Source organism: Delftia sp. WSY_7 (assembly GCF_043104845.1).
In the GTDB taxonomy this organism is placed as follows: Bacteria; Pseudomonadota; Gammaproteobacteria; order Burkholderiales; family Burkholderiaceae_C; genus Comamonas; species Comamonas tsuruhatensis.
On the sequence record NZ_JBICLB010000047.1, the window covers coordinates 115,379 to 135,881 of the forward strand.

Annotated in this window: 15 protein-coding genes; 9 read left to right on the forward strand and 6 right to left on the reverse strand. The window is 65.9% G+C overall.

The genetic code is table 11. The features are described 5' to 3' along the window. The first annotated feature begins 140 nt into the window (after window positions 1–140). Entirely contained in the window at window positions 141–1,166 is a 1,026-nt protein-coding gene (locus ACF8ME_RS24855; protein ID WP_392418613.1) for an aromatic acid exporter family protein, read from the forward strand. Here ACF8ME_RS24855 and ACF8ME_RS24860 read toward each other — a convergent pair whose 3' ends face one another. Then, the gene (locus tag ACF8ME_RS24860) at window positions 1,167–2,405 is read right to left on the reverse strand and encodes a CynX/NimT family MFS transporter (protein ID WP_392418615.1); all 1,239 of its coding nucleotides are present in this window, start codon (window positions 2,403–2,405) and stop codon (window positions 1,167–1,169) included. A gap of 343 nt (window positions 2,406–2,748) precedes the next feature. Then, on the reverse strand, window positions 2,749–3,366 hold the full coding sequence (locus tag ACF8ME_RS24865; protein WP_016451705.1) for a LysE family translocator: 618 nt from the start codon (window positions 3,364–3,366) through the stop codon (window positions 2,749–2,751). 63 nt (window positions 3,367–3,429) lie between these two features. On the opposite strand from ACF8ME_RS24865, the gene ACF8ME_RS24870 reads away from it, so the two are divergent. Then, window positions 3,430–4,359, forward strand: coding sequence for a LysR family transcriptional regulator (locus ACF8ME_RS24870; protein WP_392418616.1), 930 nt, complete (start codon window positions 3,430–3,432; stop codon window positions 4,357–4,359). A 92-nt stretch (window positions 4,360–4,451) separates the two neighbouring features. Here ACF8ME_RS24870 and lpdA read toward each other — a convergent pair whose 3' ends face one another. Genes lpdA through aceE form a run of 3 tightly spaced genes read right to left on the reverse strand, consistent with a single transcriptional unit; the run spans window position 4,452 to window position 10,734 of the window. Then, window positions 4,452–6,299, reverse strand: a complete 1,848-nt coding sequence (gene lpdA / locus ACF8ME_RS24875) for a dihydrolipoyl dehydrogenase (RefSeq protein ID WP_034365904.1) — start codon at window positions 6,297–6,299, stop codon at window positions 4,452–4,454. Window positions 6,300–6,314: 15 nt separating this feature from the next. Further along, window positions 6,315–7,997, reverse strand: coding sequence for a dihydrolipoyllysine-residue acetyltransferase (gene aceF, locus ACF8ME_RS24880; RefSeq protein ID WP_392418618.1), 1,683 nt, complete (start codon window positions 7,995–7,997; stop codon window positions 6,315–6,317). A gap of 19 nt (window positions 7,998–8,016) precedes the next feature. After that, window positions 8,017–10,734: a pyruvate dehydrogenase (acetyl-transferring), homodimeric type gene (gene aceE / locus ACF8ME_RS24885; protein WP_016447107.1), complete on the reverse strand. Its 2,718-nt coding sequence runs from the start codon at window positions 10,732–10,734 to the stop codon at window positions 8,017–8,019. Window positions 10,735–11,054: 320 nt separating this feature from the next. Between aceE and ACF8ME_RS24890 the strand changes: the two genes are divergently transcribed. The 6 genes from ACF8ME_RS24890 to ACF8ME_RS24915 all read left to right on the forward strand — a co-directional run bounded on the left by ACF8ME_RS24890 (window position 11,055) and on the right by ACF8ME_RS24915 (window position 18,655). Next, window positions 11,055–13,628 (forward strand): PAS domain-containing sensor histidine kinase, encoded by a 2,574-nt coding sequence (locus ACF8ME_RS24890; protein ID WP_016447108.1) that lies wholly within the window; start codon window positions 11,055–11,057, stop codon window positions 13,626–13,628. After that, window positions 13,625–14,275 carry a response regulator transcription factor gene (locus ACF8ME_RS24895; protein ID WP_012205807.1) on the forward strand — a complete coding sequence of 217 codons (651 nt, stop codon included), beginning with the start codon at window positions 13,625–13,627 and terminating at the stop codon, window positions 14,273–14,275. The genes ACF8ME_RS24890 and ACF8ME_RS24895 overlap by 4 nt, the downstream gene beginning before the upstream one ends. Before the next feature lie 89 nt (window positions 14,276–14,364). Next, window positions 14,365–15,219, forward strand: a complete 855-nt coding sequence (gene folD / locus ACF8ME_RS24900; RefSeq protein WP_012205808.1) for a bifunctional methylenetetrahydrofolate dehydrogenase/methenyltetrahydrofolate cyclohydrolase FolD — start codon at window positions 14,365–14,367, stop codon at window positions 15,217–15,219. A gap of 75 nt (window positions 15,220–15,294) precedes the next feature. Then, window positions 15,295–17,343, forward strand: coding sequence for a M3 family metallopeptidase (locus tag ACF8ME_RS24905; protein WP_392418620.1), 2,049 nt, complete (start codon window positions 15,295–15,297; stop codon window positions 17,341–17,343). A 208-nt stretch (window positions 17,344–17,551) separates the two neighbouring features. Beyond that, a complete protein-coding gene (locus tag ACF8ME_RS24910; RefSeq protein WP_392418621.1) occupies window positions 17,552–18,241 on the forward strand; it encodes a glutaredoxin family protein in 690 nt (229 codons plus the stop codon). Between the two features lie 39 nt (window positions 18,242–18,280). After that, window positions 18,281–18,655 (forward strand): hypothetical protein, encoded by a 375-nt coding sequence (locus ACF8ME_RS24915; RefSeq protein WP_223275203.1) that lies wholly within the window; start codon window positions 18,281–18,283, stop codon window positions 18,653–18,655. A 30-nt stretch (window positions 18,656–18,685) separates the two neighbouring features. Here ACF8ME_RS24915 and rpiA read toward each other — a convergent pair whose 3' ends face one another. Next, window positions 18,686–19,378 (reverse strand): ribose-5-phosphate isomerase RpiA, encoded by a 693-nt coding sequence (gene rpiA, locus ACF8ME_RS24920; protein ID WP_026062503.1) that lies wholly within the window; start codon window positions 19,376–19,378, stop codon window positions 18,686–18,688. Window positions 19,379–19,412: 34 nt separating this feature from the next. Here rpiA and ACF8ME_RS24925 point away from each other — a divergent pair, with 34 nt between their 5' ends. Further along, window positions 19,413–20,459 (forward strand): quinone-dependent dihydroorotate dehydrogenase, encoded by a 1,047-nt coding sequence (locus tag ACF8ME_RS24925; protein ID WP_046239218.1) that lies wholly within the window; start codon window positions 19,413–19,415, stop codon window positions 20,457–20,459. The last annotated feature ends 44 nt before the right edge of the window (window positions 20,460–20,503 follow it).

Below are 20,503 nucleotides of genomic sequence, written 5' to 3' on the forward strand. Positions count from 1 at the left end.
TCTTTCCTGCACTCCTGCCCTGCATCGGCCGCTATGCTTTTGGGCATTTGCGAACCTGGATTTCGCAAGCTGGAGGGACCATCTTCGTGCGCTGGCGAAAATCAAAAGCAAAAACAACCACTGGACCACTCAAGAGCGGCATGGCCGCGGCGCCAGGCCGCCTGCGGCTGGCGCTGCGCGATGCCATCGCCGCCTCGCTGGGCGCCATGCTGGCCTGGGAACTGTCCCACTACCTGCTGGGCCACCCCAGACCCGTCTTTGCCGCCGTCACCGCCCTGGTCTGCCTGGCGCCCGGCCTGCCCAGCCATCTCAAGCAAACCTGGGGCCTGGTGCTGGGCTGCGCCATCGGCATCATCGTCGGCGAACTGGCCTGGCTGCTGCCCGACACCATTCCCCTGCTGCGGCTGAGCCTGGCCTCGCTGGTCGCGCTGTCGCTGGCCGCCATGCTGGGGCAGCCGCCTGTGGTTCCGATACAGGCCGGCGTTTCCGTGGTGCTGGTCCTCAGCATGGGGCCCAGCGCGGCGGGCGAAACCCGGCTGGTCGACGTGCTGGTCGGCGCAGGCGTGGGCCTGATGTTCAGCCAAGTCATCTTCACGGCCAATCCGCTGCGTGCCGTATCACGTTCGGCAAGCGCGTTGCTGGGCCAGCTGGCCGACGGGCTGGACGCCACGCTGCGTGCCACCGCCACCCACGACACACCCGACGCCACCGTGGCACTGGGCCAGCTCACGCGCAGCAGCGATGCGCTGAGCGCGCTGCGCACCGCCATGGCGGAGGCGCAAAGCGCCAGCCGCTGGTCCGTGCGCGGACGCCTGGGTGGCGCGGCACTGCAGACCGTCACGGCGCGCTACGACCGCCATGCCGTGCGCCTGTACGCCAGCGCGCTGCTGCTGGGCGAAAGCCTGGTGCGCGGAATGTCGCATGACAGCAGCCTCATGCCGCGCGCCATCGTCCTGCACTGTGAATGGCTGATCGAAGCCTGCCGGCAACTGGCCGCCAATGGCAACGTGGTGGCCCTGCAGCCCGACGACGCCCTGACCAGGTTGGCCGCCTCGGCCCCCCAGGCGCCCACCCAACCGCTGCCTGAGGCCTGGCTGCCCGCGCTGGACCACGCACGACAGATGGAAGAGGCCCTGAAGGCGCTCACAGGTTCGCGCGACGCGTGATCAGGCGGCAGCGCGTTCGCGCTGCCTTGCAGGCGCCGCGCTGATGCGGGCAATGGCGCCGGCCAGCCACCAGCCGATGGCGCACATGGCCGCCGTCACCACCCAGGTCCACTGCCATCCGCCCGCCTGCACTGCCACGGCCGCCACCAGAGGCGGCCCTGCAAACTGGCCCACGCTGGACCATTGCTGCATGAAGCCCACCGTGGTCGAAACAGTGGACTCATCGGGGGCAAGCCGCACGGCCATGGAAAACAGCGTGCCCGGAATCAGTCCCCCCGCTGCCGAGAACACAACTACCGCAGCAAAGCGCAGCCACAAAGGTGCCAACGGCTGGCCTTGCCATTGCACATAGGCCAGCAGCGCGCACAACGCCATGCAGCCGAAGCCCAGGCGCAGCGCCCGCGAGGCGCTCCAGCCGCCTTGCAGCAGACGGCCCGATGCCACATTGCCCACCATGTTGGCCAGCGCCACCACGGCCGTCAGCGTGCCCGACAACGCCGCTCCCAGGCCCGCCTCGGCATAGACCGTGGGAAGAAAGCCGATGACGGCCATCCACTGTCCCGAATACACGGCAAAGCCCAGCGCCACGCACCAGGGGCCAGGGCTGCGCAAAGTCAGCTCCAGGCGCGGACGCCACCCCCCGCCAGCCGCCGACGTGCTAACGGGTGCCTTCGGGCCGTCTGCCGGCACGCCGTACCACACGGCGGCGCAAGCCAGGGCAGAGACCAGCCCCAGAAGCAGCCACCACAGCGGCCAGGAAGCCCAGGCCATCACCCAGGGACCCAGCAGCAAGCCGATGGCACTGCCCAGCGGCATGTAGGTGCCCCACCAGCCCATGCGCGCGCTCAGATCGTGCGGCGCCACGCAGCGGCGAATCAGCCCTGGCCCCGGCATGGCGACCAGCAGAAAGCCCAGTCCTTCCACGGCGCGCAGGGCCAGCAACGGTGCAAAACCCGTGGCGATGGCGCCCAGGGCGCTGGCACCCGCCATCAACAGCAGGCCCGCCAGCATGCTGCGCCGCAGTCCCCAGCGATCAGCCCCCAGGCCCACCACCAAGCCCAGCAGCATGCCGGCCACCTGCACGGTGGAAAGCAGAAAGCCGGCCTGCAGCAGGGACACGCCCAGCTGCTGCTGCAGCACCGGCACGGCCGGCGGCAGCTTGCCTACATGCAGGGCCGCGCTGACGCCGGCCATCACGACGATCCATGAGGGATGCACCCCCTGCCTTGTTGTTTCCATTGGATGCGGTTTCCTGGGGGCACATGCCGTGCGCCCTGTGGGTGATGTGTGAAGTATCGAAAGCATAGGCCAAGCGGCGCCCGCAAGCAGCGCCCCTGGCATCTGCCCACCAACCGGCTTGCGGCAGCGGGCATCGGCAGCGCATTCGACATAGCCCGTGGCACTGGAACGCCCAGGTGAGGCGCTCCAGCTGCGCGGCCAGGCATTTCCGCTGCCCCAGAAACAGCTCGGCCTGCGAGGCACCCCATGGCACCTCGCAGGCCTTGCATGCCGGGCAGCGGCCGCATGCGCTGCGGCCTTTTGCCCGTCCTCCCCCACCGATTCCTGTCAGGCCTTCATGGCATCACAGCCTCAGCTTGGCACTGGCCAGCAACACACCGAAGCCCACCAACATGCCGCCAAAGGCCCGGTCTATCCAGTGCCGTACGGCCAGCAGCCGGGCACGAACCCGCTGCGCGGAAAAGCACAGCGCCACGATGCAAAACCAACCCACATGGGCCAGCGAGATGAACCCGCCGTACGCCAGTTGCGTGGCCAGAGATGTGTCCTGCCCCACGATCTGCAGGAACAGGCTCACCACAAACACCGTGGTCTTGGGATTGAGCGCATTCGTCAGAAAGCCCGTGCGCAGCGCCGCCATGTCGGACAGTACGGCAGCCGGCTGGCTGGCCATTTCTCCGTCCGGCCGGCTGCGCAGCATGGTCACGCCCAGATAGATCAGATAGGCTGCACCCAGCAGCTTGACCACATCGAACAGCCAGGTGGCCTGCTGCATCAGCAACCCCACACCAAGCAAGGTATAGCTGACATGGACCAGCACGCCCAGGCCTATGCCCAGCGCCGTGAGCATGCCCGCGCGGCGCGAGCGCAGCAGGCTGTTGCGCGTGACCATGGCGAAATCCGCCCCGGGGCTGATCACGGCCAGCAAGGTAATGGTGACTACAGCTATCCATTCGGTCATGCATTCTCCGTTCGACTCAGTGCAACGCGGGATAGTATTGGCCTTCCATGAAAATACATAACGATGTTTTCTGACACAGTTAGTGAACTCAATTCACAGACTCCCAGCAAGCGGCTGCCGTCGTTGCAGGCCCTGCGCTGCTTCGAAGCAGCCGCCCGACGGGAGAACTTCAGCAAGGCGGCTGAAGAGTTGCATCTGACCCACGGCGCCATCAGCCGGGCCGTGCGCCTGCTGGAAGACGATCTGGGCGTGACCCTGTTTGACCGCCGCAGCCGCCGCGTCTTCCTGACCGACGCTGGGCGCCATCTCGCACAGGCCGTGCATGAAGGACTGGAGCGCATGCGCCAGGCGACGCAGGAGTTGCGCGCACGCGCGCGGCATGCGCGCCGCTGGGTGCTGTCCTGCGAACCCACCTTGCTGATGCGCTGGCTGATTCCGCGCTGGCCACAGTTCCAGCAAATGCATCCCGAGCTGCAACTGCACCTGGTGGCCGGCGGTGGCCCGTTCTCGTTTGCGGACGGGATCGACCTGGCCATACGGCGCGACGATTTCGCCCTGCCCGCAGGCTGCCATGCCGAAACGCTGTTCGCAGAGCGCATAGGCCCGGTCTGCCGGCCCGATCGCCTGGCGCAATGGTGCGACCGCCCCGCGCAAGAGCACACGCCCAGGCTGCGCGCCGATGCGCCCTTGCTGCAAAGCCGCACGCGCCCTGGCGCCTGGGCCACCTGGGCCGAGTGCAGCGGCCAGCCCCAGCCCTCGGGACCGCAGCTGCAGTTCGAACATTTCTATTTCACGCTCCAGGCTGCCGTGGCCGGAATGGGCGTGGCCATAGGCCCCTGGCAGCTGGTGCGCGACGACATTGCCAACGGCGTGCTGGCAGCGCCCATGGGCTTTGTGGAGGATGGATCGCGCTATTGCCTGCTGTCCCCTGCCCCGCCTGCACCGAATGGCGTGCACGCGCAGCTACTGCAGTGGCTGCGCTCCCAGGCCTGAGCCGGCCTGCGACCCGTACTACCCCCCCAAAGCACAAAGGCAGCCGAAGCTGCCTTTGTGTCCTTGCCCGTTCCGAAGGCCGGGCGTTGCGCTTACTTGCGCTGCGGCGGCAGGTCCGTGCAGGAGCCGTGCGCCACCTCGGCCGCCATGCCCAGGCTCTCGCCCAGCGTGGGGTGAGGATGGATGGTCTTGCCGATGTCCACGGCGTCGGCACCCATTTCAATGGCCAGCGCGATCTCGCCGATCATGTCGCCCGCATGCGTGCCGACGATGCCGCCGCCCAGGATGCGGCCATGGCCATGCGCCTCGGGGCTGTCGTCGAACAGCAGCTTGGTGACGCCTTCGTCGCGGCCATTGGCAATGGCGCGGCCCGATGCCGTCCAGGGGAAGACCCCCTTCTTGACCTTGATGCCCTGGGCCTTGGCCTGGTCCTCGGTCAGGCCCACCCACGCCACTTCCGGGTCGGTGTAGGCCACGCTGGGGATCACGCGGGCATTGAAGGCGCTGGCGGCCAGCTCCTTGTTGCCCTGCAGTTCACCGGCGATGACTTCGGCGGCCACATGGGCCTCGTGCACGGCCTTGTGCGCCAGCATGGGCTGGCCCACCACGTCGCCGATGGCGAAGATGTGGGGCACGTTGGTGCGCATCTGGATGTCGACTTCGATGAAACCGCGGTCCGTGACGGCCACGCCGGCCTTCTCGGCGGCGATCTTCTTGCCGTTGGGCGTGCGGCCCACGGCCTGCAGCACCAGGTCGTAGACCTGGGGCTCGGGCACGGTGATGCCATCCTTGGCGGGCGCGAAGCTGACCTTGATGCCTTCGGGCGTGGCTTCGGCACCCACGGTCTTGGTGTTGACCATGATGTTGTCGAAGCGCGGCGCGTTCATCTTCTGCCAGACCTTGACCAGGTCGCGGTCGGCGCCCTGCATGAGGCCGTCCATCATCTCCACCACGTCCAGGCGTGCGCCCAGCGTGGAGTAGACGGTGCCCATTTCCAGGCCGATGATGCCGCCGCCCAGGATCAGCATGCGTTTGGGCACGCTGGCCAGGTCCAGCGCGCCGGTGGAGTCCACCACGCGCGGGTCCTTGGGCATGAAGGGCAGGTGCACGGCCTGGCTGCCGGCGGCAATGATGGCGCGCTTGAACTGCACGATCTTCTTGCTGCCGGTCTTTTCCTGGCCATCGCCCGTGGTCTCTTCCACTTCCAGGTGGTTGGCGCCGACGAAGTTGCCGTAGCCGCGCACCACGGTGACCTTGCGCATCTTGGCCATCTGGCCCAGGCCGCCGGTCAGCTTGCCGATGACCTTGTCCTTGTGGCCGCGCAGCTGGTCGATGTTGACCTCGGGCGCGCCGAACTTGACGCCTGCCACTTCCAGGTGCTTGACCTCGTCCACGACGGCCGCCACGTGCAGCAGCGCCTTCGAGGGAATGCAGCCCACGTTCAGGCAGACGCCGCCGAGGGTCTTGTAGCGCTCGACGATGACCACGTTCAGGCCCAGGTCGGCTGCGCGGAAGGCGGCAGAGTAGCCGCCAGGGCCACCGCCGAGCACGACCACGTCGCAGTCATAGTCGGCCACGCCACCCGCGTAGCTGGCTGCCGCAGGAGCAGGGGCCGGGGCCGCTGGAGCCGGCACGGCAGGTGCCGCGGCGCTGGCGGCTGCAGGAGCCGCAGCGGCAGCCTGGGGCGCAGCGGCCGCCTCGCCGGCAGCCTCCAGCGTCAGGACCACGGAGCCCTCGGCGACCTTGTCGCCGAGCTGCACCTTGAGTTCCTTGACCACGCCGGCATGGCTGGAGGGGATCTCCATGGAGGCCTTGTCGGACTCCACGGTGATCAGGGACTGGTCCTTGGCGACGGTGTCACCGGGCTGGACCAGCAGTTCGATCACGCCCACTTCGGCGAAGTCGCCGATGTCGGGCACCTTGATGTCGATGATTGCCATGTGTCGGGCCTCCGTTTACAGCAGGATGCGGCGGTAGTCCGCCAGCACTTGGCCCAGGAAGGCATTGAAGCGCGCGGCCGAGGCACCGTCGATGACACGGTGGTCATAGGACAGCGACAGCGGCAGCGTCAGGCGCGGCACGAACTGCTTGCCGTCCCACACGGGCTTCATCTGGCCCTTGGACAGGCCGAGGATGGCCACTTCCGGGGCGTTGATGATGGGGGTGAAGTTCGTGCCGCCGATGCCGCCCAGCGACGAGATCGAGAAGCAGCCGCCCTGCATGTCGGCAGCGCCAAGCTTGCCATCGCGGGCCTTCTTGGCCAGCTCGCCCATTTCCTGGCTGATCTGCAGGATGCCCTTCTTGTCGGCATCGCGCAGCACGGGCACCACCAGGCCATTGGGCGTGTCTGCCGCGAAGCCGATGTGGAAGTACTGCTTGTAGACCAGGGTGTCGCCGTCCAGCGAGGCGTTGAACTCCGGGAACTTCTTGAGCGCCGCGACCACCGCCTTGATCACGAAGGCCAGCATGGTCACCTTGACGCCGCTCTTCTCGTTCTCCTTGTTGGTGGAGACGCGGAAAGCTTCCAGGTCGGTGATGTCGGCCTCGTCGTTGTTGGTGACGTGGGGGATCATGACCCAGTTGCGCGACAGGTTGGCGCCGCTGATCTTCTTGATGCGCGACAGGTCCTTGCGCTCGACCGGGCCGAACTTGGCGAAGTCCACCTTGGGCCAGGGCAGCAGGTCCAGGCCGGCGCCGCCGCCGGAGCCGCCCTTGGGAGCCGCCGCAGCCTGGGCCTTGGTCTGCACGGCACCGGCCATGACGGACTTGGTGAAAGCCTGGATGTCGTCGGCCGTGATGCGGCCCTTGTTGCCCGAGCCCTTGACCTCGTCCAGCGGCACACCCAGTTCGCGGGCGAACTTGCGTACCGAGGGCGATGCATGGGGCAGCTTGCCCGTGGGCGCCACGGTGGGGTTGTGTGCAGGTGCAGCGGCAGGAGCCGATGCTGCAGCGGCAGCCACCGGAGCTGCAGCGGCCGGGGCCGGGGCCGCAGTTGCCGGTGCAGGGGCCGCAGCCTGGGCTGCAGGCGCGGCAGCGCCCTGCACGCTCATCTGGCCGACCACGTCGCCCACATTGACCGTGTCGCCGATCTTGAGCGTCAGCGCCGTGATGGTGCCCGCTGCGGGCGACGGGATTTCCATCGAGGCCTTGTCGGATTCGACGGTGAACAGCGATTGCTCTGCCGTCACGGTGTCGCCGACCTTGACCAGCATCTCGATTACGGCCACGTCCTTGAAGTCGCCGATGTCGGGAATCTTGATGTCGATCTGCGTGGCGGCGCCCGAGGCCGCAGGCGCGGCAGCGGGAGCAGCGGCCGGCGCAGGCGCAGATGCAGGCGCAGCAGATGCAGGCGCTGCCACGGGAGCCGGGGCAGCAGCTGCCGGTGCCGGTGCCGCAGCGTCTGCGGTCTCGATCACTGCAATGATGCTGCCTTGCTTGACCTTGTCGCCCAGGTTCACGCGCAGCTCCTTGAGCACGCCGGCGTGGCTGGACGGAATCTCCATCGATGCCTTGTCGGACTCGACGGTGATCAGCGATTGCTCGGCCTTGATCTGGTCGCCGGCCTTGACCAGCACTTCGATCACACCGACTTCATCGAAATCGCCGATGTCCGGAACTTGAATGTCTACCAATGCCATAGGTGTCTCCCGTTTTTACTCAGGCGTGCAGCGGGTTGATCTTGTCGGCCTTGATGCCGTACTTGGCGATCGCCTCGGCCACGGTGGTGGCGTTGATCTTGCCTTCTTCGGCCAGCGCGCGCAGTGCGGCGACCACGATGTAGTGGCGGTCCACCTCGAAGTGCTCGCGCAACTTGCGGCGGAAGTCCGAACGGCCGAAGCCGTCGGTGCCCAGCACCTTGTAGGTGCGGCCCTTGGGCATGTAGGGACGGATCTGCTCGGCGTAGGCCTTCATGTAGTCGGTGGATGCGATCACCGGACCATTGTGCGACTGCAGCTGCTGCGTGACGAAGGGCACCTTCTGCGTTTCCAGCGGATGCAGCAGGTTCCAGCGGTCGGCTTCCTGGCCGTCGCGGGTGAGTTCGTTGAAGCTGGGGCAGCTCCACACGTCGGCGGCAATACCCCAGTCGGCCAGCAGCAGTTCCTGGGCGAAGAAGGATTCGCGCAGGATGGTGCCCGATCCCAGCAGCTGCACGCGCAGGCCGCTTTCCGGCACCTTCTGGCCGGGCTTGCACAGGTACATGCCCTTGATGATCTGCTGCTCGGTGCCGGGCGTGAGGCCGGGCATGGCGTAGTTCTCGTTGAGCAGCGTGATGTAGTAGAAGACGTTTTCCTGCTCCTGCACCATGCGGCGCAGGCCGTCCTGCATGATCACGGCGACTTCGTGGGCGAAGGTCGGGTCGTAGCTCACGCAGTTGGGAATGGTGTTGGCCAGGATGTGGCTGTGGCCGTCTTCGTGCTGCAGGCCTTCGCCGTTCAGCGTGGTGCGGCCCGAGGTGCCGCCCAACAGGAAGCCGCGCGCCTGCATGTCGCCGGCCGCCCAGGCCAGGTCACCGATGCGCTGGAAGCCGAACATCGAGTAGTACACATAGAACGGGATCATGATCCGGTTGCTTGTGCTGTAGCTCGTGGCTGCCGCGATCCAGCTGCTCATGCCGCCGGCTTCGTTGATGCCTTCCTGCAGGATCTGGCCGGCCTTGTCCTCGCGGTAGTACATGACCTGGTCCTTGTCGACCGGGGTGTACTGCTGGCCAGCGGGGTTGTAGATGCCGATCTGGCGGAACAGGCCTTCCATGCCGAAGGTACGTGCCTCGTCCACCAGGATGGGCACGACGCGCGGGCCGATTTCCTTGTCGCGCAGCAGCTGCGTCAGGAAACGCACATAGGCCTGCGTGGTCGAGATCTCACGGCCTTCGGGCGTGGCTTCGAGGATGGCCTTGAAGGTGTCCAGCGCAGGCGCCGTGAACTGCTCGCTGGCCTTGACGCGGCGGTGCGGCAGGTAGCCGCCCAGGGCCTTGCGGCGCTCGTGCAGGTAGCGCATTTCCGGCGTGTCGTCGGCCGGCTTGTAGAAAGGCAGGTCGGCGATCTGGCTGTCGGGAATCGGGATGTTGAAGCGGTCGCGGAAGGCCTTGATGTCCTCGTCGCCCAGCTTCTTGGTCTGGTGAACGGTGTTCTTGCCTTCACCGATCTTGCCCATGCCGAAGCCCTTGACGGTCTTGACCAGCAGCACGGTGGGCTGGCCCTTGTGCGAGTTGGCCGCATGGAAGGCCGCATAGACCTTCTGCGAATCGTGGCCGCCGCGGCGCAGGTTCCAGATCTCGTCGTCGCTCATGTGCTCGACCATCTTCAGCGCGCGCGGATCGCGGCCGAAGAAGTTCTTGCGCACGTAGGCGCCGTCATTGGCCTTGAACGACTGGTAGTCGCCGTCGTTGCACTCGGCCATGATCTTCTTGAGCACGCCGTCCTTGTCCTTGGCCAGCAGCTCGTCCCAGCCCTTGCCCCACAGCAGCTTGATGACGTTCCAGCCGGAGCCGCGGAACTCACCCTCGAGTTCCTGGATGATCTTGCCGTTGCCGCGCACCGGACCGTCCAGGCGCTGCAGGTTGCAGTTGATCACGAAGATCAGGTTGTCCAGCTTTTCGCGGGCGGCCAGGGAGATCGCGCCCAGCGACTCGACCTCGTCCATTTCCCCGTCGCCGCAGAAGACCCAGACCTTGCGGTTTTCGGTGTCGGCAATGCCGCGGGCGTGCAGGTACTTGAGGAAGCGCGCCTGGTAGATGGCCATCAGCGGGCCCAGGCCCATGGACACCGTGGGGAACTGCCAGAACTCGGGCATCAGCTTGGGGTGCGGGTAGCTGGACAGGCCCTTGCCGTCCACTTCCTGGCGGAAGTTCAGCAGCTGCTCTTCGGAGATGCGGCCTTCCAGATAGGCGCGGGCATAGATGCCGGGCGAGACGTGGCCCTGGATGTACAGGCAGTCGCCACCGTGGTTTTCGTTTTCGGCGTGCCAGAAGTGGTTGAAGCCGGCCGCAAACATGTTGGCCAGCGAAGCGAAGGAGCCGATGTGGCCACCCAGGTCACCGCCTTCGGGTGGGTGCAGGCGGTTGGCCTTGACCACCATGGCCATGGCGTTCCAGCGCATGTAGGCGCGCAGGCGGCCTTCGATTTCCAGGTTGCCGGGACAGCGCGCTTCCTGCGAGGCCTCGATGGTGTTCACGTAGCCGGTGTTGGCCGAGAAGGGCATGTCCACGCTGTTCTGGCGTGCATGTTCGAGCAGGTCCTCGATCAGCTTGTGCGCATATTCGGCGCCTTCACGATCGATGACGGCCGACAGTGCGTCCATCCATTCGCGCGATTCTTGTTGGTCCAGGCCGGCGGGAACGCCTGCATTGCCTTGCGGGTCAGTCTGAGCTGTCATGGGAATGTCTCCTTGCAGAAGGTAGCGTCTTGGGGTCGAACCAGTGAGCGGCGCAGCGCGCCATCGCAGGCGGGTAGTTCACCACGCCTTGCGCGGCACAGACCCTGTCTGGCGAACTTGAAGATACCGATTCACTGCCTCAATGCTCGGCGAGTGTCGCATACTTTTTTCGAATTTCAAATGGTGCTTTTTGATTTCATAATTTGAAATTTTGCTGCAAACGCACATACAGTGAAGACCCCAAAGAACGTCGCCGAAGCGCCTGCGTGGCGACTCCAATACTCCTTAAAAACAGTCAGACTCTCCCCTACACTGGGCGCATGCAATCCTCCCCTTCCGAGCACGGCACGCACAGCCCTGCCCCCATGGCAGGCGTGGCCGCGCCAGTGCGCTGGTGGCGCAGCTGGTGGCGCAGTCTTTCCCCCACGCGCCAGGACCGCTTTGCGGCACTCGCCCCGCTGGCCGCCGTACTGATGTTCATGGCCGCCATCGTCGCGTCGTTCTGGTATCTGCGCATGGAGGAGATCGACCGCGAGAAGGAAGCGTTGCACCGCGACGTGGAATATGCCCAGCAGCGCGTGCGCCTGCGCCTGCTGGAGCGCCAGGAGCAACTGATGCGCATGGCGCGCGACATCAGCAACCACGATCTGGCCGAGTCCGATTTCGCCAGCCGCGCCGAAGCGCTCATCAGCCAGTATCCCGAACTGCAGTCCATCACCTGGATCGACTCCCAACGCCGCATTCTGGCCAGCCAGTCCGCCCCCACCGTGAGCAGCGACCAGTTGCGTATCCCCCGCGAGGTCCTGCGCGCCGGTGACGCCCTGGAGGCCTACCAGCTCGCGCGCGAGATGCAGCAGCCCATCTATGTGCAAGGCCTGGCTCACAAGGGCGAGGCCGCGCCGCTGCTGCAGCTGCATGTGCCGCTGGCGCAGGACGGCCGCTACATCGGCGAGCTGCTGGGCGAGTATTCCGTGGACAGCCTGCTGCGCTACGGCACGCCCACCGAAATCATGGCCCGCTATGCCATGACCATGCTCGACAGCCGGGGCCAGGTTCTGGCCGGCACACCGCTGACGCCGCGCAAGCAAAATGCCACCGACCTGCTGCGCTGGCGCACGGTGGCCAATGAGGACGAGGCTCCGGTCGCCCCCGTGGGCAACAGTCTGGTGCTGCGCGCACAGGCCTACCGCACCTCGCTGGGCGTGGTGGGCAGCGGCCTGTTCTGGCTGGTGGGCACGCTCAGCGCGATGACGGCATGGCTGCTGCTGGCCACCTGGCGCCACACGCGACGCCGCCAGCGCGCGCAGGAAGCCCTGGTTGCCGAAACCAATTTCCGCCGCGCCATGGAGAACTCGGTGCTCACCGGCATGCGCGCGCTGGACCTGCAAGGCCGCATCACCTACGTGAACGCCGCCTTCTGCCAGATGACGGGATGGAGCGAATCCGAACTCGTCGGCCAGATGCCGCCCTATTCCTACTGGCCCGACAACGACTACGACAACCTGCACTCCAAGCTGCGCGAGGAGCTGTCGGGCAAGACCATCGTCGGGGGCTTTCAGGTGCGCGTGCAGCGCAAGAACGGCACGCAGTTCGACGCGCGCCTGTATGTCTCGCCGCTGATCGACGCCCACGGCCAGCACACGGGCTGGATGTCGTCCATGACCGACATCACCGAGCCCAACCGCATCCGCGAGCAGCTGTCGGCCTCCTACGAGCGCTTCACCATCGTGCTGGAGGCGCTGGACGCCTCGGTGTCCGTCGCCCCGCTTGGCAGCGCCGAGCTGCTGTTCGCCAACAAGCTGTACCGGCAATGGTTCGGCTCGCAGACCGATGGCCATCTGCAGCTCGTCGCCCAGGCCGGCGTGCTGCCCGTGCGCTCTCAGCCGCAGGGCATGGACGATGAGGATGGCCTGATGGGCCTGCCCACCGACTCGCTGACCAGCGCACGCAGCGAGAATGCCGAGATCTATCTGCCCGAACTGGGCAAGTGGCTGGAAGTGCGCTCGCGCTACCTGAGCTGGGTGGACGGACGCCTGGCGCAGATGGTGATCGCCACCGACATCACGCCGCGCCGCCTGGCCGAGGAGCAGGCCGATCGCCAGGCCGAGCACGCCCAGTCCGTCAGCCGCCTGATCACCATGGGCGAGATGGCCTCCAGCGTGGCCCACGAACTCAACCAGCCGCTGACCGCCATCAGCAACTACTGCAGCGGCATGCTCACGCGCCTCGAAAAAGGCACGCTGACCGAGGAGCAGATGAAGTTCGCGCTGGAGAAGACCGCCCACCAGGCGCAGCGCGCGGGCCAGATCATTTTGCGCATACGCTCCTTCGTCAAGCGCAGCGAACCCAACCGCACCCTGGCCCAGGTCACCGACATGGTCAGCGAGGCGGTGGAGCTGGCCGGCATCGAGCTGCGCCGCCGCAATGTACAGCTGACCTACCACGTGGCCGAGCGCATGCCGGCCATCATGGCCGACACCATCCTCATCGAGCAGGTGCTGGTCAACCTCATGAAGAACGGCGCCGAATCCATCGAGCAATCGGGCCGACCCAGCCACCAGCGCAACGTGGAACTGCGCGTGGTGCCGCGCACCATCGAGGACCAGCGCGTCATCGAATTCAACGTGCAGGACACCGGCAAGGGCTTGCCGCCCGAGGTGCTGGAGCGCCTCTTCGAGGCCTTCTTCACCACCAAGAGCGAAGGCATGGGCATGGGCCTGAATCTGTGCCGCAGCATTGTCGAGTCCCACCAGGGCCGTATGCGTGCCGAGAACCTCTACAATGGTTCCGAGGTTGTCGGCTGCCGATTTTCATTCTGGCTGCCGCTGGCCCCGCCGGGCGACGCGACAACGCCGGCAGCGACCATTGAACCCACAACAAGGACGATTGCATGAGCTTGATCCCCAAAAAAGGCACTGTGTACGTAGTTGATGACGACGAAGCGGTTCGTGATTCGCTGCAATGGTTGTTGGAGGGCAAGGACTATCGTGTGCGCTGCTTCGACTCGGCCGAGACCTTCCTCTCGCGCTACGACCCACGCGAAATCGCCTGCCTCATCGTCGACATCCGCATGGGCGGCATGACCGGCCTGGAACTGCAGGACCGACTGATCGAACGCAAGTCTCCCCTGCCCATCGTCTTCATCACCGGCCACGGTGACGTGCCCATGGCGGTGAACACCATGAAGAAGGGCGCACTGGACTTCATCCAGAAGCCGTTCAACGAGGAAGAACTGCTGAACCTGGTCGAGCGCATGCTGGACCATGCCCGCGAAGCCTTTGCCGGCCACCAGCAGGCCGCCAGCCGCGACGCCCTGCTGGCCAAGCTGACCAGCCGCGAAGCCCAGGTGCTCGAGCGCATCGTCGCCGGCCGCCTGAACAAGCAGATCGCCGACGACCTGGGCATCAGCATCAAGACCGTGGAGGCGCACCGCGCCAACATCATGGAAAAGCTCAACGCCAACACCGTGGCCGACCTGCTCAAGATCGCCCTGGGCCAGGGCCAGACCGCTGCGGCGGCCAAGGCGGCCGTCGCAGGATAAGCACCGACGCCATCCCCTGCTTTTTTCAAAGGGCTGCTAGCGCTTGACCAACAAGCCCTAGCAGCATTTTTATTTTGGTATCCACTGCAATGACAGCCCAACTCATCGACGGCAACGCCCTCTCCCGCCAACTGCGTGCCGAAGTCGCACAGCGCGCCACTGCCCTGAAGGCCCGAGGGACCACGCCCGGCCTGGCCGTGGTCCTGGTCGGCGACAACCCTGCCTCCCAGGTCTATGTGCGCAACAAGGTCAAGGCCTGCGAGGACGCGGGCTTTCATTCGGTGCTGGAGAAGTACGATGCCTCGATGACCGAGGCCGAACTGCTGGCCCGCGTCGAGGCGCTGAACAACGACCCCAGCATCCACGGCATCCTGGTCCAGCTGCCGCTGCCCGCACACATCGACGACCACAAGGTCATCGAGACCATCTCGCCGCTCAAGGATGTGGATGGCTTTCACGTGGCCAGCGCCGGCGCGCTGATGGTGGGTGAAGTCGGCTTCAAGGCCTGCACGCCCTATGGCTGCATGAAGATGCTCGAATCCATCGGCATGAAGGACCTGCGCGGCAAGCACGCCGTGGTCATCGGCCGCTCCAACATCGTCGGCAAGCCCATGGCCATGATGCTGCTGGCCGCCAATGCCACCGTCACCATCTGCCACAGCGGCACGGCGGACCTGGCCGCCATGACGCGCCAGGCCGACATCGTGGTCGCCGCCGTGGGCAAGCGCAATGTGCTGACCGCAGACATGTGCAAGCCTGGCGCCGTGGTCATCGACGTGGGCATGAACCGCAACGACGAAGGCAAGCTCTGCGGCGACGTGGACTTTGACGGCGTCAAGGAAGTGGCCGGCTTCATCACCCCCGTGCCGGGCGGCGTCGGCCCCATGACGATTACCATGCTGCTGGTCAACACCATGGAGGCGGCCGAGCGCGCCGCCGGCTGACCAGGAGCTGACAAGCATCGGGCGGCTCCCCGGGGAGCCGCTTGATTTCAATGCACCCGACGGCATCTGACACGCATGAGCAATCCCCTCCTCGAATCCTCCGACCTGCCCCTGTTCGATCGCATCCGCCCCGCCGACGTCGGCGCGGCCATCGACCATCTTCTGACCGGGGCCTGCGAGGCCCTGGAGACCGTCACGGCACCTGACTTCCCCGCGCGCTGGGATTCGATCTCCGCCGTGCTCGATGTCGCCACCGAGAAGCTGGGAACCGCCTGGGGCGCCGTCAGCCACCTTAACAGCGTGGCCGACACACCCGAGCTGCGCGCTGCCTACAACGAATCCCTGCCCAAGGTCACCGAGTTCTGGACGCGCCTGGGCGCCGACGAGCGGCTGTACGCCAAGTACAAGGCCATCGACCCTGCCACGCTCAACGTGGAGCAGCGCGCCGCATGGGACCATGCCATGCGCAATTTCGTGCTGTCTGGCGCGGAGCTGCAGGGTGAAGCCAAGCTGCGCTTTGCCAAGATTCAGGAACGCTCGGCCGAACTCACGCAGAAGTTCAGCGAGAACGCGCTGGATGCCACCGATGCCTTTGCCTACTACGCCACGGCCGATGAGTTGGACGGTGTGCCCCAGGACGTGTGCCAGGCCGCCCGTGCCGCCGCCGAAGCCGAAGGCAAGCAAGGTTTCAAGCTCACGCTGAAGATGCCCTGCTACCTGCCCGTGATGCAGTTCGCCACCAGCAGCGCGCTGCGCGAGAAGCTCTACCGCGCCTATGTGACACGCGCCTCCGACCAGGCAGAGGGCGATGCCCGCCGCTTCGACAACACGGCCAACATTTCCGAAATACTTGCCCTGCGCAAGGAAGAGGCGCAGCTGCTGGGCTACCGCAACTTCGGCGAGATCTCGCTGGTTCCCAAGATGGCGCATTCGCCGCAGCAGGTGATCGACTTCCTGCGTGACCTCGCGCACCGCGCCCGCCCCTATGCCGAAAAGGATGTCGCCGACCTGCGCAGCTTCGCACGCAAGGAACTGGGCCTGGCCGATCCCCAGCCCTGGGACTGGGCCTATATCTCCGAAAAGCTCAAGGAAGCGCGCTATGCCTTCAGCGAGCAAGAGGTCAAGCAATATTTCCCCGCCCCCAAGGTACTGGCCGGACTGTTCAAGATCGTGGAGACGCTGTTCGACGTGGCCATCCGCCGCGACGTGGCGCCGGTGTGGCATCCCGCTGTCGAGTTCTATCGCATCGAGCGCAGCACGCCGCAAGGCCCCCAACTGGTCGGCCAGTTCTACCTGGACCAGCCCGCACGTTCGGGCAAGCGCGGCGGCGCCTGGATGGACGATGTACGCACCCGCTGGCTGCGCCCCGACAGCCACAAGCTGCAGACGCCGGTCGCGCACCTGGTCTGCAACTTTGCCACCGGCGTTGACGGCAAGCCGGCCCTGCTCACGCACGATGACGTGATCACGCTGTTCCATGAGACAGGCCATGGCCTGCACCACATGCTGACCCAGGTCAACGAGCGCGATGTCTCGGGCATCGCGGGCGTGGAATGGGACGCGGTGGAACTGCCGAGCCAGTTCATGGAAAACTTCTGCTGGGAGTGGGAAGTGCTCAAGCACATGACCGCCCACGTGGACACGGGCGAGCCACTGCCGCGCGCACTGTACGACAAGATGATCGCGGCAAAGAACTTCCAGTCGGGCATGCAGACGCTGCGCCAGATCGAGTTCTCGCTGTTCGACATGCTGCTGCACACCGAGCACGATCCCAAGGCCGACATCATGCCGCTGCTGGCCCAGGTTCGCGCCGAAGTGGCCGTGCTGCCCTCGCCCGCCTACAGCCGCTCGGCCCATACCTTCAGCCACATCTTTGCAGGCGGCTACGCAGCGGGCTACTACAGCTACAAGTGGGCCGAAGTCCTCTCGGCGGATGCCTATGCGGCCTTCGAGGAAACCATGCTGGCCGATGGAACCCCCAACCCCGAGACAGGCCGCCGCTACCGCGAGGCCATTCTTGAAGCCGGCGGATCCCGCCCGGCGATGGAGTCGTTCAAGGCCTTCCGTGGCCGCGAACCCCAGCTGGACGCGCTATTGCGCCACCAGGGCATGGCCGAGGCCTGAGCCTGGCAACCCGGTCTGCAGCGCCCCGATGGGGCGCTTTTTCCTGGCCCGGCAACTCCACCGGATGCGCGCAGCCACATCCTGCGACTCCAGAAGATGGCCCAGGATGAATGGCACGCTATGCTTGCAGGCACTCCTGTGCGGGCATCCATCCGGCGAGTGGTCGCCGCCCCGGCACGAAACCCTTCTTCCGAAACCGAGATCGTCCATGCAGTCTTCTCCCAGCCTTGGCGACGGCGCCCTGCGCCACCTGATGCCATGCCTCGCCCTCGCCTGCCTTGCCGCCGCGCTGCCAGCCGCCGCACAGCAGGTCTACCGTATCGTCGGGCCGGACGGAAAAGTCACCTTCTCGGACCGCCCCGCCCAAAGCGCACAGCAGCAGGCAGCGCCCGCCGCCCAGGCAGTGGCGGGCGCCCCGGACAGCAACGCAGGCCTGCCCTATGCGCTGCGCCAGATTGCGAGCCGCTTTCCAGTGACGCTGTACTCCTCGTCCGATTGCACGCCCTGCGATAGCGCTCGTCAGTTGCTGCAGTCCCGGGGCATCCCCTATGCCGAGCGCCTGGTGCAGACCGAGGCGGACGCGGCAGCCCTGAACAAGCTCAGCGGGCAGACCGGACTGCCGTTTGCCACCATCGGCAAGCAGTTTCTGACCGGCTTCTCCTCCAGCGAATGGACGCAGTACCTGGATGCCGCAGGCTACCCCGCAAGCTCCCAGTTGCCTGCCCAGTACAAGCGGCCACCCGCGCAGCCCCTGACCACACCCAAGCCTGCCGCACCGGCCGCATCAGCGCCCGCCGCAGCACCCACCGCCGAGGAGCAGGCAAACAGGCGCGCCCCCATACCCGCCCCCGCGCCTGGTGCACGCACCAGCGACAACCCCGCAGGCCTGAGCTTCTAGGCAGATACTGCCGCAGTCAGGAGCCCGGCCGTGGATTCCATGCTGTCCGACGTGGCCTGGACCTTGGCCAGGCTGGGCATTCTTGTGGGCCTGCCTGCGCTCATCGGGTGGGTACTGGTGGCAAGGCCTTCGTGGCGAGAGCCGTTGCGGCTAACCTGCCTGGTGCTGGTGCCCTGCCTGATCACGCTGTGGTTCATGCATGACGGAGGCCTGGGCAACGGTCTCAACCGCCTGGCCTACTACATGACGACGGCTGGCTTCTTTGCCATCTACGCCGGGCTGGCGGCCGTCACCTGGCTCATTCAGCGCATCAAAAAGCAGCGCACGCAAGCTTCATTGCGCGCGCTGTGTCTCGGTGGCATGGCCCTGCTCGTCTGGACCGCAGGCGCTGCGGTGTTCGAGAGCATCGGCTAGCAGCCGAGAGGCCAGGACCGGGTTCCTGCCTCAATAGTCGAGCGTCTGCACGCCTTCAGGCGTGCCCAGCAGGCAGACCGATGCCTTCTGGTGCGCAAAAACGCCCACGGTGACCACGCCGGGCCACTGGTTGACCTCGGACTCAAAGGCCAGCGGCTCAGCAATCTTCAGGCCGCGCACATCAAGAATGTGCTGGCCGTTGTCCGTCACCAAAGGAGCGCCGTCCTTCATGCGGATCTCGGCCCGGCCACCCCTGGCCTCGAAACGCCGGGCAATCTGGGCAGCAGCCATGGGAATCACCTCCACCGGCAGCGGAAAGTCTCCCAGCACCTCGACGCGCTTGGAGGCATCGGCGATGCAGACAAAGCGCTCGGCCAGCGCCGCAACGATTTTCTCGCGCGTCAGTGCCGCGCCCCCGCCCTTGACCATGTAGCCCCGACCGTCGATCTCGTCGGCGCCATCGATGTATACCGACAGGCGGTCCACCTCGTTGGCATCCAGCACCTTGATGCCCAGCGCCTTCAGGCGCTCGGTGCTGGCCACGGAGCTGGACACGGCCCCAGGGATCTGGTCCTTGATGGTGGCCAGCGCATCGATGAACTTGTTGACCGTCGAGCCCGTGCCGACGCCGACGATTTCACCGGGCACTACGTAGGCCAGAGCGGCTTGCCCGACCAGGGCTTTGAGTTCATCTTGGGAAAAAGAGGCAGCAGATGTCGTCATGAGGGAAAATCCAGGTAATCCTTCGATTATCCCCATGTCTTTGATCCCCTACGCCCTGACCCGTCCCTTTCTCTTCGGCATGGACCCCGAATCCGCCCACGATCTCACGATGAACCTGATGGCAAAGGGGCAGAACACGCTCCTGCAGCAGGCCTGGGCCCAACCCATGGTGAGTGATCCCGTCGAGCTTGCCGGACTCAGGTTCCCCAATCGCGTCGGCATGGCTGCAGGCCTGGACAAGAACGCACGCTGTATCGATGCGCTGGCCGCCATGGGCTTCGGCTTCGTCGAGGTGGGCACCGTGACTCCGCGCGCGCAGCCCGGCAACCCCAAGCCGCGCATGTTCCGCATCCCCGAACGCAATGCGCTGATCAACCGACTGGGCTTCAACAACGAAGGCCTCGATGCATTCCTGAGCAACGTCAAGCGCTCACAGGCCCGCGCCATGGGCAAGCCCATGCTGCTGGGGCTGAACATCGGCAAGAACGCCAGCACGCCCATCGAAGAAGCCACCAGCGACTACCTCAAGGCGCTCGATGGCGTCTACCCGCATGCCGACTACGTGACGGTGAACATCAGCTCGCCCAACACCAAGAATCTGCGTGCCCTGCAAAGCGACGAAGCGCTGGATGCCTTGCTGGGAGCGATTGCCGAGCGGCGCGAGCAACTGGCCACGCAGCACGGCAAGCGTGCGCCGGTGTTCGTGAAGATCGCACCCGACCTGGATGAGGAGCAGGTCGGCGTCATCGCCACCACGCTGCAGCGCCACGGCATGGACGGCGTGATCGCCACCAACACCACGATCAGCCGGGATGCCGTCAAGGGCCTGCCCCACGCCGAAGAAACGGGCGGCCTTTCCGGCGCGCCGGTGCTGGAGGCCAGCAACCAGGTCATCCGCCAACTGCGCTCTGCGCTGGGAAGCCGCTACCCCATCATCGGCGTGGGAGGCATTCTCAGCGGCGAAGATGCGGTCAGCAAGATCCGGGCGGGCGCCGATGTGGTCCAGATCTACAGCGGCCTGATCTATCGGGGCCCCTGCCTGGTACCAGAGGCCGCACGGGCCATCGCGCAACTGCGTTGACTGCCGCGTTATCCGCGTGCTGACCAAAGAAAACGCCCGGCATG